At 68.1% G+C, this 16,401-nt stretch carries 14 protein-coding genes and 2 pseudogenes; 10 read left to right on the top strand and 6 right to left on the bottom strand.

What is annotated here, in order from left to right; translation table 11 throughout:
• Positions 1–260: 260 nt before the first annotated feature.
• The gene (locus tag ACWD3E_RS41270; RefSeq protein ID WP_451392607.1) at positions 261–812 is read right to left on the bottom strand and encodes an EF-hand domain-containing protein; all 552 of its coding nucleotides are present in this window, start codon (positions 810–812) and stop codon (positions 261–263) included.
• Positions 813–1,372: 560 nt separating this feature from the next.
• On the opposite strand from ACWD3E_RS41270, the gene ACWD3E_RS41275 reads away from it, so the two are divergent.
• A complete protein-coding gene (locus ACWD3E_RS41275; protein WP_451392608.1) occupies positions 1,373–2,224 on the top strand; it encodes an IS5 family transposase in 852 nt (283 codons plus the stop codon).
• 86 nt (positions 2,225–2,310) lie between these two features.
• On the opposite strand, the gene ACWD3E_RS41280 is transcribed toward ACWD3E_RS41275, so the two are convergent.
• On the bottom strand, positions 2,311–3,090 hold the full coding sequence (locus ACWD3E_RS41280; RefSeq protein WP_451392609.1) for a hypothetical protein: 780 nt from the start codon (positions 3,088–3,090) through the stop codon (positions 2,311–2,313).
• 34 nt (positions 3,091–3,124) lie between these two features.
• Positions 3,125–3,490, bottom strand: a complete 366-nt coding sequence (locus ACWD3E_RS41285; protein ID WP_451392610.1) for a hypothetical protein — start codon at positions 3,488–3,490, stop codon at positions 3,125–3,127.
• A 472-nt stretch (positions 3,491–3,962) separates the two neighbouring features.
• Between ACWD3E_RS41285 and ACWD3E_RS41290 the strand changes: the two genes are divergently transcribed.
• Complete coding sequence (locus tag ACWD3E_RS41290; RefSeq protein WP_451392611.1) at positions 3,963–4,646, top strand: hemerythrin domain-containing protein; 684 nt, start codon at positions 3,963–3,965, stop codon at positions 4,644–4,646.
• An 81-nt stretch (positions 4,647–4,727) separates the two neighbouring features.
• The gene (locus ACWD3E_RS41295; protein ID WP_451392612.1) at positions 4,728–5,636 is read left to right on the top strand and encodes a TIGR03619 family F420-dependent LLM class oxidoreductase; all 909 of its coding nucleotides are present in this window, start codon (positions 4,728–4,730) and stop codon (positions 5,634–5,636) included.
• Positions 5,637–5,663: 27 nt separating this feature from the next.
• Here ACWD3E_RS41295 and ACWD3E_RS41300 read toward each other — a convergent pair whose 3' ends face one another.
• Positions 5,664–9,041, bottom strand: a complete 3,378-nt coding sequence (locus ACWD3E_RS41300) for a BTAD domain-containing putative transcriptional regulator (protein WP_451392613.1) — start codon at positions 9,039–9,041, stop codon at positions 5,664–5,666.
• 431 nt (positions 9,042–9,472) lie between these two features.
• Between ACWD3E_RS41300 and ACWD3E_RS41305 the strand changes: the two genes are divergently transcribed.
• Positions 9,473–10,404 (top strand): IS5 family transposase gene (locus ACWD3E_RS41305; RefSeq protein ID WP_451392614.1). Its coding sequence is split into 2 segments (ribosomal slippage): positions 9,473–9,850 and positions 9,853–10,404, totalling 930 coding nucleotides; the frame shifts between segments, so codons are not numbered across the junction.
• A 9-nt stretch (positions 10,405–10,413) separates the two neighbouring features.
• Here ACWD3E_RS41305 and ACWD3E_RS41310 read toward each other — a convergent pair.
• Positions 10,414–10,635, bottom strand: a complete 222-nt coding sequence (locus tag ACWD3E_RS41310; RefSeq protein ID WP_451392629.1) for a hypothetical protein — start codon at positions 10,633–10,635, stop codon at positions 10,414–10,416.
• A gap of 485 nt (positions 10,636–11,120) precedes the next feature.
• Between ACWD3E_RS41310 and ACWD3E_RS41315 the strand changes: the two are divergent.
• The 3 genes and pseudogenes from ACWD3E_RS41315 to ACWD3E_RS41325 all read left to right on the top strand — a co-directional run.
• Positions 11,121–11,677 (top strand): annotated as a pseudogene (locus ACWD3E_RS41315) (winged helix-turn-helix domain-containing protein); the annotation flags it as partial.
• Positions 11,678–12,009: 332 nt separating this feature from the next.
• On the top strand, positions 12,010–12,375 hold the full coding sequence (locus tag ACWD3E_RS41320; RefSeq protein ID WP_451392615.1) for a hypothetical protein: 366 nt from the start codon (positions 12,010–12,012) through the stop codon (positions 12,373–12,375).
• A gap of 178 nt (positions 12,376–12,553) precedes the next feature.
• Positions 12,554–13,405, top strand: coding sequence for a hypothetical protein (locus ACWD3E_RS41325; protein ID WP_451392616.1), 852 nt, complete (start codon positions 12,554–12,556; stop codon positions 13,403–13,405).
• 73 nt (positions 13,406–13,478) lie between these two features.
• Here the strand turns inward: ACWD3E_RS41325 and ACWD3E_RS41330 are convergent, their stop codons facing one another.
• Complete coding sequence (locus tag ACWD3E_RS41330; protein WP_451392617.1) at positions 13,479–13,715, bottom strand: hypothetical protein; 237 nt, start codon at positions 13,713–13,715, stop codon at positions 13,479–13,481.
• 158 nt (positions 13,716–13,873) lie between these two features.
• On the opposite strand from ACWD3E_RS41330, the gene ACWD3E_RS41335 reads away from it, so the two are divergent.
• The 3 genes and pseudogenes from ACWD3E_RS41335 to ACWD3E_RS41345 all read left to right on the top strand — a co-directional run bounded on the left by ACWD3E_RS41335 (position 13,874) and on the right by ACWD3E_RS41345 (position 16,235).
• Entirely contained in the window at positions 13,874–14,560 is a 687-nt protein-coding gene (locus ACWD3E_RS41335) for a DUF6308 family protein (protein WP_451392618.1), read from the top strand.
• A 308-nt stretch (positions 14,561–14,868) separates the two neighbouring features.
• Positions 14,869–15,585 (top strand): annotated as a pseudogene (locus ACWD3E_RS41340) (recombinase family protein); the annotation flags it as partial.
• A gap of 323 nt (positions 15,586–15,908) precedes the next feature.
• Positions 15,909–16,235 (top strand): hypothetical protein, encoded by a 327-nt coding sequence (locus ACWD3E_RS41345; protein ID WP_451392619.1) that lies wholly within the window; start codon positions 15,909–15,911, stop codon positions 16,233–16,235.
• Positions 16,236–16,401 lie beyond the last annotated feature (166 nt).

Genomic DNA, 16,401 nt, shown 5'->3' on the forward strand with positions numbered 1-16,401 from the left:
CAGATGTTCGGGCGGGCAGGCTTCCAACTTCTTCGCAAACGCGTCCTATTGGCGTAACGGAGAGTGGCCGCGTCACAGAAGTTGAGCCAGAGCCCGAGAAGCAGCAGCGCTTCGTCGGATCGCGTGTGCTCAACCGGTGATGTATAAGGCGTTGCCCCGCCGTCGAGGTACGACAGCGGGGCAACGGGCGGTTCAGTGGCTCGGCGCTCGGAGGGACAGCGATTGTGCGAAGCTGCCAGGCAAAGCCTTGAGGGGGTGGGTCAGATCGGCCCGAAGAAGAGGCTGCCCGGTGCGTCCGGATTGTTGGAGAGGAAGTGCTCGCGGACCGCGCGGACGAACTCTTGGCGGGAGATCGCGCCGTCTCCGTCAGTGTCCAGCTTGGCAAAGACGTCCATCACGTTGGGCGCCTCGCTCTTCCACACGTCCTTCAGGAGGCGGGTGAACTCGTCCCGGGTGATCTCGTTGTCCTCGTTCGCGTCCATGATGTCGAAGATCACGTGACCGGCACCGTCCGCCACGTTGAGCCGGCTGGTGTCGATGACGGCGATGCGGTTGGCTGTGACGAACTGGCCCTTCGTGAGCCGCTGCCCGGCCCCGTCCGAGTGACGCAGCAGCTCCAGGAAATAGTGCTGCCAGAAGGCCTGGATGGCCCTGGCCCGGCGGTCGTCCTTGTCGAGCTTGTACGCCTCGATGTAGCGGTCGCCGAGCGCCTTGTAGTCCGACCAGTCCACGTAGCCGTCGTGGTTGGCGTCCACAGCGTCGAATGTGCGCTCGAGCTTGGTGGTGAGGGCCTCCTGCACCGTAGTGGTCATGCGGGTCCTTCCGTGATCTTGTCTCGGGCCTCCTCAGCTTGGGGCGAATCCGCTGGAAGGGTCATCGAACACCGCATATGGCACCCGATTTGGTGATCGTTTTCGCGCCAGGTCGCGACCGGCCAAGCCGAGCTGGATGGGCTCCAGCCCTGTCGACCTCGCTCCTGGGTACCACGAGCCCAGCCCAGCACCCGCCAGACGCTGTCCGAGCTCGTGAACATTTCGAATCACCTGTCGGAGCAGACTGACTCCCAAAGAGATGTACAGGCGCTGCTCGTTCTCGCGACCCGAGCCAGACACCCCGCTGTCTGCTCCGTAAACAGCGACCGCACAAGGCGCGCACATCTCAATCAGCAGCCAAGGTGCCCTGAAGGGCGCGGCGGCCACTCGCTCCGAGTCACATTCGACAAGCCGCCTTGAGCCACACCCCGCCCTTCCGGGCCATCCAACAACTTAGGTCGACCGGCAATAGGCGCTGGTGAGGTGGCCCTGACGGCAGAACGGGCACGGGTCCACGCAATCATGGAGTTCTCTACGCTCAGTGATCACGAAGGACAGGCGTGCCCGCGCTGCCATCTTGCCTGCTCGAACCCCTCTGGGACCAATTCGCCGCTCTCCTGCCCGCACGGCCGGAGTTCGCTGCGGGCCACCCCCTCGGCTGCCACCGCCGCAGGGTCCCCGACCGCACCGTGTTCGAGCATGTGGTGCTCGCGCTGGTCCACGGCTCGGGCTACGAGCGCCTCTCCAGCCCCGGATGCTCGGACCGCACCATCCGCCGAAGACTCAAAGAGTGGGCGGAGCAGGGGATTTCCGAGACCGTCCACGCCCTCGCGCTCCAGGCGTACGACCGCATGATCGGCCTGGAACTGTCCGAGATATCCGTCGACGGCTGCATCACCAAGGCCCCGTGCGGCGGCGAGCGCTCGGGCCGCTCCCCGGTCGACCGCGGGAAGCAGGGACTGAAACGCTCGATCGCCACCGAGGCCCACGGTGTCCCACTCGGCCTAGTCGCCGCGGGGGCCAACCGACACGACTCGCCCCTCCTCGGGCCGACCTTCGAAGCCGTCATCGGACAGGTCGGACCCCTACCCGAGGATGTGAACGTGAACCTCGACCGGGGCTACGACAACAACAAGTTCCGCACTCTGCTTCAGGAGTTGGGCTTCACCGGCGAGATCGCCCGCAAAGGCGTTCCCGCCCCGATCCAGGCCGACAAGCGTTGGACCGTCGAGCGAACGCACTCGTGGATGAACGGCTACGGCAAGCTGCGGCGCTGCACCGACAGGAACGGCGCAATCGTGGAGTTCTACCTCCACCTGGCCGCCGCACTCGTCACGCTCCGCACGCTGATCCGCCGGGCCACCACCCGCTACCGGTGGGATGGCCGCCCCACCACGCGCCGTCTCAAGTGATCCCATTTGCCGGTCGGCCTAAGCTGCTGTGCGCCCGGTGCAGGACGTCGGCGGGGTCGACTTCCTGCGCGTGCGCTTGTCCCTCGTCAGGACGGGTAGACGATCGAGCCCAGCGGTGGGCAGGGGATCAGCATGGTGCCGATGCCCGGGCGTTCGACGAAGGCCCGGGCTGCGGCGGCCTGTTCGCGCCGGGTGTCCAGATCGTCGGCGTGCCAGGCGTCGTGCCTGGCACGGGTGTAGTCCCACGAGTCGTCGATGAGGCTGAGGCTGACGTTGCCGGCGCTGCGCTGAAAGTCCGCCTTCACGGCGGCCTGTCGCAGTGCGGTCTGCGTGGCGGCGAGGTCGAGGCGGGTGATCAGCACTCCGGGGGTGTTCGGCTCGCGGGTCGGTATGGGGGCCTGCGGGAGCAGCGAGACCCCGGTGTCGAGGCGGCCGATGTTGTCGACGGTCGCCTGCTGGGCCTCCCTCGCGATGATCTGTATCTCCTGGTGCAGCCAGAGGAACTCGTCGAGGTCGGCCGGGGTGACGCGCATCCGCTCGTACAGGGCCCGGAATCGGGGGTCGTGGTGCAGCGGGCGCACGAGCGGCATGTGGAACGCCACGCAGTCGTTGAACCCGTTCGCCACGGCGGCGTCGAAGTGGAGGAGGCCCTGATCCACCTGCCCCTGTGCGATGGCCAGACCGCCGAGGCCCGAGTGCCCCGATGCGACGAGCCACCTGCCGTCGGGGCCGAGCGCCGAGGCGCGCACGACGATGTCGTGGAGGCCGGCGACGACGTCGACGCCCCGTGGAGTGAGGCCATGGGTCATGACCGCCACCTGAAGATCGTGCACGCGGGCGGTCAGTGACGTGACGGTGTCGGCCATGGATCTCCTTGGTGGTGGTGAGGGTGGCAGGTGCTCAGGCTCGGGCTAGCCAGCCTTCTTCAAGACCGTCAAGGACGAACCCGTTGTCGAAGCGCACCCGGTAGGTCGTCCGAGCGCCCGCTCCGGCGTTGACCGCTCCCACCCGGGCGACGTTCTGGCGGAGGTCATCGATCAGGCTCGCCGCGAACGCGTCGAACCGATGGCCGCGAATTTGCTGATCGAAGCTCGCGAGGTAGTCCTGGCCCGCGCGGCCGGCTTCCGTGGTCGAGCCCATGACCGTTCCCGCCAGGCCCTCGGCGAGGAACAGCGGACCGGGGACGCCGCCCCTGGTCGCGGTGTCATCTGCGGTGACCTGCACATCCCTGGTCAGCATGACCCTCGTGCCGGCCTCGTACGGCATGGGTGCCCCTGTCGTTCGATCTTGGACTCGCAAGCGTAGTCGAATTACCTTGGGGAGAAACGGTGTTCGACGAAGCTCAGGAGCCTCACGATCACGGCGAACTGATCCCAGAGGGGTTCGAACAGGCAAGATGGCAGCGCGGGCACGGCCGTCCTTCGTGATCACTGAGCGTAGAGAACTCCGTGATCACGCGGACCCGTGCCCGTACTGCTTCCTCCCCCACCCCTCGGACGCCTATTGCCGGTCGGTCTTACGGAGCCGCCTTGAACCAGTAGAGAAACCGACCTGCGGCTGAGGGGCCGACGGTCGGGTAGGCCGCTGCCCGACACTCCGGTGTGCCCATGGTTCCCCGCTGCATCCGGGACACGTATGGCACGGGCTTCCTCGTCCCGAACTCTCGCCACAGTCGCTCGCCGGGGATCGGCAACTCGGGTGAAAGTGCCTTGCAACTGGGCTCTGAAGACTGAGTGTCATGACTTCGAGCAACACTCCCGACTCCACCGTCCACCCCTACACCCGCGAGATGGCGATGATCCACCAGGTGTTCCGCCGCGAGTCGCGCCTGCTGGCCGAACTCGTCCAGGACGTGCGTCCCGCCGACACCGCGCGCGCCCGGGTCCTCGCCGAGCACTGGCGGCTCTACGCCGTCGGCCTGCACGCCCACCACACCGGCGAGGACGAGATGCTGTGGCCGGTGCTGCTGCCGCACCTGGACCTCGATGCCGAGCAGGTCCTGGCGATGGAGGAGCAGCACCGCAAGCTCGACGACGGGATCGCCGAGGTCCAGGGGCTCATGAACCGGTGGCAGGCACAGGCACTGCCCGAGGACCGTGACGAGCTCGTCGAGGCACTGCGCAGGCACCACCGGCAGCTGTGCGCCCATCTCGACGAGGAGGAGCGGGAGGTCATGCCGCTGGCCGCGCTGCATGTGACCGAGAAGCAGTGGCACGCGGTGGGGGAGCGAGGCCTCGCCGAAACGCCCCGGGACCGGCTGATGATCGCGCTCGGCGCCATCCTGGAGGACACCCCGCCCGAGGAGCGTCAGGAGTTCCTCGCCCGGCTGCCCCTCCCGGCCCGGGTGATGTGGAAGCTCCTCGGGCAGCGGCAGTACCGCCGCGAGACGGACAGGATCCGTGGCCGTCGTACGACCGCCTGACGTGCCGTCCCTGTCCGACCGCCCCCGGTCCCCCGCCCCCGCCCCCGCCCCCGCCCCGTACCGATCGAGGAACTCTCTCCGATGCGCATAGGATTCTCCGTCCCCCAGTTCGGCCCGTTCGCCGACCCGGGCCACACCGCCGGGATGTGCACGGCGCTGGAAGCGCTCGGCTGCCACAGCCTCTGGGCGGCCGACCGGCTGCTGGCGCCGCTCACCCCGCCCGACGGCTACCCGGGCGGGAAGCCGATGCCCGTCCGGTACGGCACCCACCTCGACCCGCTGCTCGCCCTGGGCGTGGCGGCCACGGCCACCGAACGGGTCCGTCTCGGCAGCAGCACGCTCAACGCCCTGTGGCAGCCGCCCCTCGTGCTCGCCCGGGCGCTGACCACCCTCGATCTGATCAGCCGCGGGCGCCTGGACGTGGGCATCGGGATCGGCTGGATGCGCGAGGAGTACACGGCCGCCGGGGTGCCCTGGCAGGGCCGCGGCGCGCGGCTGGAGGAGACCCTGGACGTCCTCGACGCCGTATGGGGGTCCGATCCCGTTGTCCACACCGGCCCCCTGTGGACGATCCCCGAGTCGACCGTCCTGCCCAAACCCCTCCAGGGCCCGAGGCCGCCGGTCCTGCTGGGCGGGTTCACCCCGCCCGCCCTGGAGCGGGTCGGCAGGCGCGCGGACGGCTGGCTGGGGGCCTCGATGCCGCTGCCCTACCTCAAGGGTCTCTGGGCGGTCGCCGTCGAGGCCGCTGAGCGGGCGGGGCGGGATCCGGCGGGGCTGCGCCGGGTGTTCCGGGTGAACCCCGAAGTCACCACGGCCGAGGCGGACCCCGCGGAGACGTACCAGCGCGGGACCGTGCGCCAGCTCTGCGACCACCTCAGGATCATGTGCGAGACAGGGACAGACGAGGTACTCGTGGACCTCCAGCTGACGACGGACTCGCCGGAAGAGTTCCTCGACCTCGCGGCGGCGTTCATGGCCGAACTGTCCTGACCTTCCGCGCCCCGGCAAGGGGTACGTCTACGCGGGCGCCGACGGCAGTTGGGCCAGGGCGGTCCTCGCGGCGTCCGCCCAGTGGGGGGAGTCCCATGCGGCCGCCACCCGCGCGGCTTCGAGGTAGTGGTCCCGCGCCTGTCGGGGGCGGCCCAGGAACCGGGCGAGTTCGCCCAGGATCTGCGCGACGGGCCGGAAAGCGGTGCTGAGGCTGCTGGCGCCGGCCGCCAGCCCGTGCAGGGGAAGCAGGTCCTGGTACACCTCGGCGGCCAGCGTCCGGTCGCCGAAGGCGACGGCGGCCATGCCGCGCAGCCCGGCCAGTGTCGAATAGGCGAAGTCGCGCCGGAGGGGTACCCGTCGGCCGAGGACGTCACGGGCCTGACCGGGGCGGCCCGCGGCCAGCAGCGCGAGCGCGGTGAGGGATTCGTTGTGCGGCTGGTATCGCTCCCACACCGCGAGCAGTGCGGGCAGCATCTCGGCGAGCCGTCCCTGCTGCAACCGCATGCAACCGATGCCCAGGGCGGCCAGCCCGCTGATGTCCACCGCCCCCTGTGCCTGCAGCGCCTCCACAGCCGATCCCAGGGCCTGCTCCGCCTCCTCGAAGCGCCCCTGGGCCATGGCGAGCATGGGATGCCGCAGCCTGGCCACCGCGAAGGCGCCCTGGAGCTCGTAGGTTCGGGCGATGTCGTCCGCACGGGTAAGGCAACGCTCCATCTCCGCCGGGTCGTTGCGGCCGGCGGCGATCCGGGCGGCGGTGTAGGAAGTCATCCAGGAGTACTCGGGGCTGTCCTGGGCGTCGGCCACCTCGGCGAGTTCCCGGTGCGCCTCCTGGTAGGCGCCGGGATCGAGGTCGCAGTCGAGGCGGCGCAGCAGCGAGGTGAGGGTCAGGCCCCGCAGCCGGGGCTCGCTCACGGACCGGGCGAGCGTCACGGCCCGGCGTCCCACGTCCGCGGCGCGTGGATCGGTGTCGTCGAAGGCGTCGGCCAGCTGGTCGAGGAGCAGGCACCGCTGCCGGTCGGCCAGGCCCGGGCTCTCCAGCAGTTTCCCGAGTTCCTCGACGGCCTCGGGGTCGGACGCCCCGTACGGGCGGACGCGCCAGGGCGTCGGTTCCGTCCAGGTCGTGTAGGCGGCGGTCAGCAGGTCGGACCGGGCCTCGGCGCGGGCCACCCGTACGGCCTGCTGCTGTGCCTCGCGGGCGGGGACCACGGCTCCCATCCGGATCCGGCAGTCCACGAGTTGGCCCAGCAGTGTCACCCGCAGCAGAGCGGCGTCCTGGTCGGCGAAGGCCTCGGGATGGCCGGCGAGGAGCCCGAGGGCCGCGATCAGGAGGGCTTCGGCGTTCTGCGGGGCGTAGCGGCGCACCGCCTGCTCGCACGCCAGCAGGGCATGGTGGACCGCGGGCCCGGCGTCGGCGGTCACGACCGGGGCCGCCTGCAGGAGGTGGTGGGCCGTGGCGGCGACGTCGTCCGAGCCGAGGGCGATCAGGCCCCTGCCCAGGCGGGAGTGCATCCGGGCCAGCCGCAGCTGTGTGAGGTCGCCTGCCAGAGCGTCTCGCACCAGAGCGTGGGTGACGCGGACCGTGCCCGGACGCGGCTCCGTGAGCAGTCCGGCGGTGACACCCGCGTCCAGGGCGTCGAGAAGTTGCTCGGCATCGCCGTCCGCCGCCTGGACGAGGAGGGCCACCGAAGCCTCGCGCCCGGCGACGGCCGCCAGCCGCAGTCCGGCCGTGACGGTCGGCGCGAGCAGGGCCAGCCGTCGCCGCAGCACGTCCTGGACCCCTTGCGGGACGCGGGCCAGCGCCTGCCGCTCGCCCTCACCGGCCAGCAGGAGCGCACTCTCGCGGAGGTAGAAGGGGTTTCCCCCGGCCCGTTCGGCCAGCGCCGTCGCGGCGTGATCGCTCATGTCGGCCGCGCCGCGCCGCAGCAGCTCCTTCGCCTGGGCGTCCGACAGCCCACCGATCGCCAGCCGTACGGGCGAGCAGGCGGCCAGCCGTGCCAGTGCCCCGGTCAGATCACCCTCGCCGGTGCGGTACGAGCCCACCAGGAGCAGCGGTACGTCGCGCAACTGCTCGGCGCAGAGCAGGAAGAGCTCGATGCTCTCCTGGTCACCCCGGTGCAGGTCGTCCAGCACGATCGCCAGCGGTCGCCGCAGGGCCGTCTCACGGAGCCAGCCGAGCAGCGCCTTGTGCAGCCGGAAGCGCCGGGCCGGGCTGCCGTCCGGGTGCCCGGAACCGCGCGCGGTGCCCGGAGCCAGCAGCGGAGCAAGCTCTTCGGCGTACGGCCCCGGTGGCGCGGCCTCCGCCAGGCGCGGCAGCATGTCGAACCAGGCCCGGCCGGGCGGGGCGCCATCCGTCTCCGGGCACTGCCCGGACCCGACCAGCCAGCCCTGCTCCGGCAGTTGCCCGACGCCGGCCTCCAGCAGACTCGATTTGCCGATACCGGCCTCACCGGAGACCAGGACGACCTGGGCCTGGCCGCCCCGTGCCCGGTCCGCCGCGGCGGCCAGCCCGGCCAACTCCGCGTCACGGCCCAGGAGCCGATCCGCCGTCAGCACCGTCGGCGCCCTGCGTCCGACAGCCGCCACCGGACCCCGCATCGCCGCCACGGCATTCGCGGTGGCCGCGGCGGTCGCCCCGGTCGCCACGTGAAGCACTTCCAGACGTTGGTGCAGCAGGGCCTGTTCCAGCTCCAGCAGAGCGGGCCCGGGCTCGACCCCGAGATTCTCGTCGAGGACACGCCTGGCCCGCCGCAGCGCGGCCAGGGCATCCCCCTGACGGTCGCGAGCCCACAGCGCCAGGGCCAGCAGCCGCCAGCCCTCCTCGTGCAGCGGCTGCTCCCGGGTCAGCGTGCCCGCGTCGGCGAGGGCCTGCGCGGCCTGCCCGCAGCCCAGCCGTGCCGCGGTGAGCCGTTCGCGGGCGGTGCGGTGTATCTCCTCCAGACGTGCGCGCTCACCAGCGGTCCACGGCTCGTCCGAGAATTCCGCGTACGGCTGCCCGCCCCATGAGGCGAGCGCCTCGGCCAGGCCCTCGGCGGCGACATGAGCAGGCAGCCCCGCCTCCGAGCAGGCGGCCACCCGGTCCTCGAACACCCAGGCGTCCACCGCGTCCTGGTCCACAGCGAGGGCATAGCCGTAGGGCGCGCTGACCAGCAGCCGCGCAGGCGTTCGCGGCGCCCGTTGCGGTTCGAGGACACGCCGCAGACGCGCGATGTGGACCTGAAGCGATGACTGCGCGCTCGACGGGATACGTGTGGGCCACAGCCGTTCGATGATCCGCTCCGTGGGCACGACAGCCCCACGCGCGAGTAGCAGTTGGACCAGAACCATCCGGGCGAGCCGCCCGCCCGTATCGACCGTACAGCCGTCGACCTCGACCCGGAACGACCCGAGCACCTTCCATGTGACCATGACAGGGGAATCGTAAGCGGTACACATCAACCCGATGTGTCCGCAGCCGTCAGCTCGCGACGATCAACGCTCTGACACGAATCCGGCAAGCGACGACTGATCACTGAGCACGACAAACAGGGCCCGGGTCGATGACCTGGGCCTTCTCCGTGGAACGGGTAACGAGAATCGAACCCGCGCTCTCAGCTTGGGAAGCTGCGGGCCTTTGGAGACGGTTAGGTTGCTGACCTGGGCGAACGTTCGGGCTGAAGCCTCGACGAGCCTACTGGCTTTCACCGTGATTCCCCACTCTTCCCCGCTTGATCTGGTGCACTTGTGGTGCAGGCCGCACGGCGTCGAGGTCATGCTCAGGGGTGCGTTGTCAGTGGGGATGGCTAGGACTTGTCCGGCCGATCATGTGACTGCTCCGCAGTCGTGTCGTTGATGTGGACATGGGGCGGGGTGATCTGACGGATGTTGAGTGGGAACGGCTGCGGCCGTTCCTGCCAGCCAGTAACAGGCGTTGTGGCAGGTGGCGGGATCACCGGCAGGTGATCGACGGGATTCTGCACCGTGTGCGGACCGGCGTTCAGTGGCGTGATCTGCCCGAACGGTTCGGCCCGTGGAAGACGGTCTATGAACGCCACCGCCTGTGGTCGGCCGACGGAACCTGGGAACGCCTGCTCCAGCAGGTCCAGGCCGAGGCCGACGCGGCCGGGGAGATCGACTGGGACATCTCGGTCGACTCCACCATCGTGCGGGCACATCAGCACGCCGCCGGCGCCCGCACCGAACCGCCGCCGGCTCCTGCCTCAAAGGGGGACGCAGCGGCAGAACACCAGGACGAAACGCCGTGGCAGAGCCTCGTCGCCCGCCTGGTGGAGGTGGTGCAGGAGGTGAGGGCCCGGGCCGCTCGCGGGGCGGGTTCACCACCAAGCTCCACCTGAGCGCGGACGGCCGCTGCCGTCCGCTGTCCCTGATCGTCACACCGGGACAGCGGGCGGACTGCACGCAGTTCAAGCTCGTGTTGGAGAAGGTTCGCGTCCCGCGGATTGGACCGGGCAGGCCGCGCAAGAAGCCTGACAGCCTCGCGGCGGACAAGGCTTACAGCAACGGCCTCTGCCGCAATTACCTGCGGAGCCTGGGTATCCGGCACACGATTCCGGAGAAGACCGACAGTCAGGCCGCCCGCCTGCGCAAAGGGTCACGCGGCGGACGGCCACCTGGCGTCGACGAAGAGCGGTACAAGAAACGCAACCCCGTGGAACGGGCGATCAACCGGCTCAAGCACGCCAGAGCTGTGGCCACCCGCTACGACAAGCGCGGCTACGTCTTCCACGGGACCGCGACTGCCGCAGCCCTCGTCATCTGGCTCCGCTCGTGAAGGCCAGAATCAGTCCTCATCCTCAGGCAGGTGGAAGTAGACCGTCCCCGACCGCCAGGGGCCGTGCTCGGTCATCTCCGACTCGATCACCACGTCCTGGATCTCGGCGGGGCCCAACGCCTCGATGGCATCGGCCAGCCGCCGCAAGAGGGCCGGAACGCTATCGCAGCCGGGGCCTGCGGGGTTGGCCTGCGAGAAATGGCGCACGGTCCAATGCATCGGGGCATCCATCACGGACCGATCGTAAGACCTGCCATCGCTCGGTCAGCAAGCGATGGCAGGGCCAAGGCGGCACATCAAAGACAGACGAGACGGTGATCGACCGGACAAGTCCTAGGGCACCCGCCGCCCCGCCCTCCGCCAGGACGACATCTGGATCGACGACCACGACATGGCCATCCTCGCCCCGAATGGCACCGCCACCGCGGCCACCTCGAGGACTCATAGGCTCCTGGGAGGCTGATGAAGATCTTGGTGATCCTGGCGGCTGCGAGCAGGTCGTGGTGGGGGCGGATGGTGAGACGTCGACCGGGGTGTCCTCGCCGGCAATCAGATCAAGCACGCCGAAGCACTCGCGGTGGGTGCTCGGAATTCTTACCAAACCTAGAACATTGCGCTCCGTAACTGTCCCTCACACCGGCATTTGACTGAACTTGGTCAGGTGAAGTCGGACGTTTGCCTGACGCCAACAGGCGGGCTCCGGTAGCCCTGAGGACATGAGATACGCGCAGGGCGGCGGGTTGACCGACGCGAAGAGGGCCGCACGGGAGCGGATCCGGCTGCAGGCCGTGGAGCGCTTCGAGGGCGGGGAGAAGAATCGGGAGATCGCCGCAGCGTTACGGGTGAGCGAGCGGTCGGTGGAGCGGTGGCGCCGAGCTTGGCGTGAGCGCGGCAAGGCCGGTGTCCTGTCGAAGGGATCAGCAGGTCGCCCAAGGCTGACTCAGGAACAAATCGTCGAGTTGAAACGGGAATTGGAGCGAGGGCCACTGGCCCATGGCTGGGCCGACCGGCGGTGGACGTTGGCCCGGATCGTGACCGTGATAGGCCGGTTGTTCCACGTGTCGTACACGGTTGAGGGCACATGGCGGCTGCTCAAGCGGCACGGTTGGTCATGGCGGCAACCCGCTCGCTCGGAGATCGACTGTGAGGACGCTGCTGTGGACTTGTGGAAGAAGGACGTGCGGCCCCGGGCAAGAGCGCCGCGGTCGCACATCGGGCATGGCTCGCCTTCCAGGGCGAAGTCGGGCAGGCGTTGACGCCAGGGCCGCGAAGTGCAGGCTCGAGAAGATCCAGCACTGCCCGGACGATGTCGACGGCCGTGTCGCCGACATCGGCCGGGTCACGGACGGCTGACCGACATCACGAATTCAACTTCAGTCGCCTGTACGACAGAACGTGACCAGTGATCCGCAGCAGACGCGGGCGATTTCAGTCAGAATGTCGCATCAGGATGCACCAGAGCACTGCGTTGACGCCTGACGACATCTACACAACGATGCTTGAGGTCTTCGATCTACGGACCCAGGCCCGGAGAATTCAAAGGCCACCGCACCCGACAGCACCAGTGGCGCAATATCGAAAGGGGAAATACAGAAGATGGGTCGAATGAAGCGTGTCGCTGCACTTGCCATCGCGAGCGCAGCGTTCGTGGGCGCAAATCTGACGTTCACCTCTCCGGCAAACGCCGATGTCATCGTGGCGCCCTGTCCGACCAATGGCGTGAACTTCTGGATCTACCACGGGTCGTACGACTCCGATGACTACTGTTTCGCCGGAAACCCCAGCGGCGGATACAAGTACATCACCCCCATCTACAACATAGACGCGGTCGGATCCAACTGGAACAACGGCTGGGTCTATTACCAGGATTCGCTGGCCAGAAATCACACCCTGTACTACTATGCGAACGGGGTGAACTACTCCACCGGCGATCCCCATTCGCGCGGAATTCAGTTGTACATCGCCGGCTAGTACTGGCAGCTCAGCCTGTGGCCGACGGCGAGGCCGTCGGCCACAGTTGTCACCTCTCGACACTTGCTGTTTTGGCGGAGAATTGAAACGCATTACAGGTGGCCTTGTTCTGCTGGCGGCTCTGACGGCATTGACAGCATGCAGCGGTTCAACCGGTCGCCCCAGCGGGACGGCTCCCATGGGCACGCCCCTACCTGCTATTTCCATCGGACCCGTCCCGATTGTGAGTTCCCCCGATCAAGTAGTCCGACCGATCGAGCAGTATGTTGCAAAGCCACAGCAGATTGCCGAGCTCGAGGCCGCGGCGGAAAAAGTGAGCACTCGGTGCATGCAGAAATTCGGCTTGCCAAGGTTCCATACCCAGCTCCTTGGACTCGATGACGCCGCGTTCCGCGACTTGCGAACGCATACACGCCTGTATGGGTTCTTTGACCCTTCAGAGGTGGCTGTCAGTGGTTACAATATGACTCGAACCCCTCCTGCGGAAGACGGGGCGCCACTGTCCCCGGAAGCCGAGGGTGTCGCCTTCGGGCGCGACACGTCGGGAAATCCGATAAGAAAGTTCAATGGCATACCCGTGCCTACTGGTGGCTGCCGAGAAGTCGGCATCGAAGCCATCGGGGGATCCCTTCCTGCAAGTGACCCGGCGACTCTGCCTGATCACGGACCGATTGTCCCTCTTCGCGATCCTCGAGTCGCCGAGGGCAATGCCAAATGGAGCGCTTGCATGAAGGCGCGGGGCTACGACTTCAAGACTCCATTTGATGCGGCTGTCAGCCCGATTGCGTCGCCGAAGAGAGCCGCCGGACAATCCGTGTCGCATTCTGCGGAGGAGATCGCACAGGCGCAGGCAGATCTCGCCTGCAAGATCTCAGTGAATCTTGTGGGAATCGACCTTGCCGTCGAGACGGCGTATGACGATGCCTACATCAAGAGTCACACTACAGCTTTGAGTCAATATCGCCAGAGCCTTGACGCCCGCCTGCGCACGGCGACGCAGATTATCGCCGCAAACGGCATCACCTCCTGACCTCGACCTTTCATGAGGGAGGTTGCTGATGGGTGATCAAGTGCGCCGATCCACTACTGACTCGCTGGTGATGTCACCGCGCTCGACTCCACAGGCGTCCAACCGGGGGCTCAGCGCGGATCTCGGCGGTCTCGAAGGGCACACGCTTGCCCTGGCAGGCAAGCACGACCGATTTCCCTGCGAGGGTGGCGACGATTGTGGGCCAGCCGGACCAGGCGTCCACCTCGAAGTTCTTCACGCCGATGCAAACCGGCCTCGTTGTTTTATCGCAGCGGTCGGTTGATCTTGTGCCCGTGATGTCGACGAGCATGCCGTGCTCGCGGATGGACCTCACCAGCGCAGGCACACCAGGCAAACAACTCTGCCGCTGAGCCACCGCAGCCGCTGTCAGGCACGCACGATATCTCAGCCGGTGTACTGCCGTGCGCCGCGCACGTCACCGGCAGCAAGGAGACTGGGGGCTTCACGGTGATCGGACTGAAGATCCCGGATGTTTACTGGGACGCCGACAAAGCAGCGCAGCTGCTGGTCGAGTACTTCACTCGCCAACGCTCGAGCGGTGACCTCTTCTACTCCGGCGCGCACTTCGAGCGCCTGGGCGGTGGCGGGGACGCCGAGCACGTTGCGAACCGCTTCGACAGCAACGACTTGCTCGCCATCACCATGCTCGGAGTCTCGCTCAAGCCCCACGGTGCGATCAACTTGCTGACCGATCCCGATGGGCAGTGGGCGCGCCTGCTGTCACGGATACCTCGCAACGCCCGCCTGGAAGATCCAGTGAGCGATACGCTCGTGGCGAAGGATGGGCCCGCGTGGGAGCTGTGGGGACGCCTGGCCGACAGAACAACGAAATACCAGAAGAAGCCCGACGGCAGCGGCCCAGTGATCGCGGGCAAGCTCCTAGCCCGCAAACGGCCCCACCTGATCCCGGTCTACGACACCCGCGTCAAGCAACTCTTCGAGCGCCCGAAGACGGATCACACCTTCTGGGCGGCACTGGCAGCAGGGCTGCGGGCCGACAACGGCGCCCTCTGCGATCAGTTGATCCGTCTCCGTCAGAAGGCCGGTATCGGGGAAGACATCGGGATCCTGCGCGTCTTCGACGTCATCGCCTGGATGCACCAAGGACAACGGCACCAGGCCTCGACGAACTGAGCCGAAGGGCCATCCAGTCCAGTCGCGCGGCGAATCCGTGAAACCGGCGATCTACCGCCCTCTCACCGCACCGGGCGCATACCGCTCACACGCCGATCTTCACTCGTTCGGGTCAACTTGCTGCATCTCGGTCGTCCGGTCCCCCTGTCCGGGCATGTCCACGATAAGGCTGGGCACGACGGCTGTGGGGAGGCGTCGATGACGACAGCGTCGCACCAGCCAGCCGAGCACACTGGTGATCCCTCTGGGGCCCAAATGCTTGTAGCGGATTGGCCCGAGGGTGGACTCCCTGCTCCTCCCCCGTCGATATGCCACCCGCCAGTGGTACGCGGTTTGCGTTCTACGGCCGGGTGTCGACCGAAGACCATCAGGTCCCCAGCACGTCGCAGGCTTGGCAGTTGCTACGCGCCCAGGGGCTGGTCTCCGGACACGGGCAGATCGTCGCCGAGTTCTTCGACACCGGGCGCAGCCGCACCATCCCCTGGTCGCGCCGGCCCGAGGCTGCGGCCCTGCTCGCCGCGATGGCCGACCGCGACTTCGACACGGTCGTCATCGGCTCCAGCGAACGGGCCTTCTACGGCAACCAGTTCGCGTCCATGGCCCCCCTCTTCGACCACTATGGCGTCGAGGTGTGGGTGCCAGAGCTGGGCGGCGCGGTGGATCCGCAGACCGCCGGGCAGGAGGAGCTGATGATCCTGCTCGGGATCCTGTCCAAGCGGGAGATCGCCCGCGCCCGGATCCGCACCCGTACCGCGATGACGGTGCAGACCCGCGACCAGGGCCGATACCTCGGCGGCCGGCCTCCCTACGGCTGCCGCCTCGTCGATGCCGGCCCGCACCCCAACCAGGCGCTGGCCCGCCGCGGCGTACGCATACAACGCCTGGACACCGACCCCGAGAGCGGGCCGATCGTGTCCTGGATCTTCGCCCAGCGCCTGGCCGGGCACAGCATCGCCCGCATCACCCGCGCCCTCAACGACGCCGACATCCCCTGCCCGGCAGCTGCCGACCCCGCCCGCGACCCGCACCGCAATGGTCAGCGCTGGGTGCTGAACACGGTGCGGGCCATCCTCACCAACCCCCGCTCTACACAGGCCGACAAGTCTGGAACCGCCAGCGCACCGACCACGACCTCGTCGACCCCACGAACACCACCCTCCGCCACCGCGACGTCATGCGCTGGAACACCCCCACCGACTGGATCATCTCCGCCCGCCCCGCGCACCCGGCACTGGTCAGCGAGGTCGACTTCATCACCGTCCAGAACCTTCGCACCCGCCGAGAGACAGCACCCGGGCGCGTATACCTGCTGGCAGGGCTGCTGTGCTGCGGCGTCTGCGGCCGGCGCATGGAATCCCACTGGACCCACCACTGTCCCGGCTACCGGTGCCGCCACGGCCACACCAGCGCCACCCGCCCCGAACCCGGCCGCACCCCCAACGCCTACCTGCGCGAAGACCACGTCCTGCCGCACCTGCCGGCCCTGCACCTCCGCCTCACCAGCAGCCGCCTGAATCCTCCCGGCCTGGCTTCCGTCATCAAGGACCCAGTGTCACCCACACCGGCCCAGGCGATCGCCCACCTCCGCAGCCAGGAGATCTCTCTGACCTTCGACCCCGCGACCCGGTCCCTGACCGCAGACACACCCAAGGCAGAAAGGATCATCATCAGCTGACCAAGGCCCAGCGAAACGCCAGCGAAGGGAGAAGCCAGGCCGAAGGCACCGCAACGACGAACACCCGCCCCGGCCGGTAGCCGGAAGCGGGTGCCAATATCCCCTGCCCATGAACGGGGCGCCGTAGGGCCACTCTGTGTCCGAGAGTTGACCACCGACAATACGG

The sequence above is a fragment of the Streptomyces sp. NPDC002676 genome, assembly GCF_053592455.1.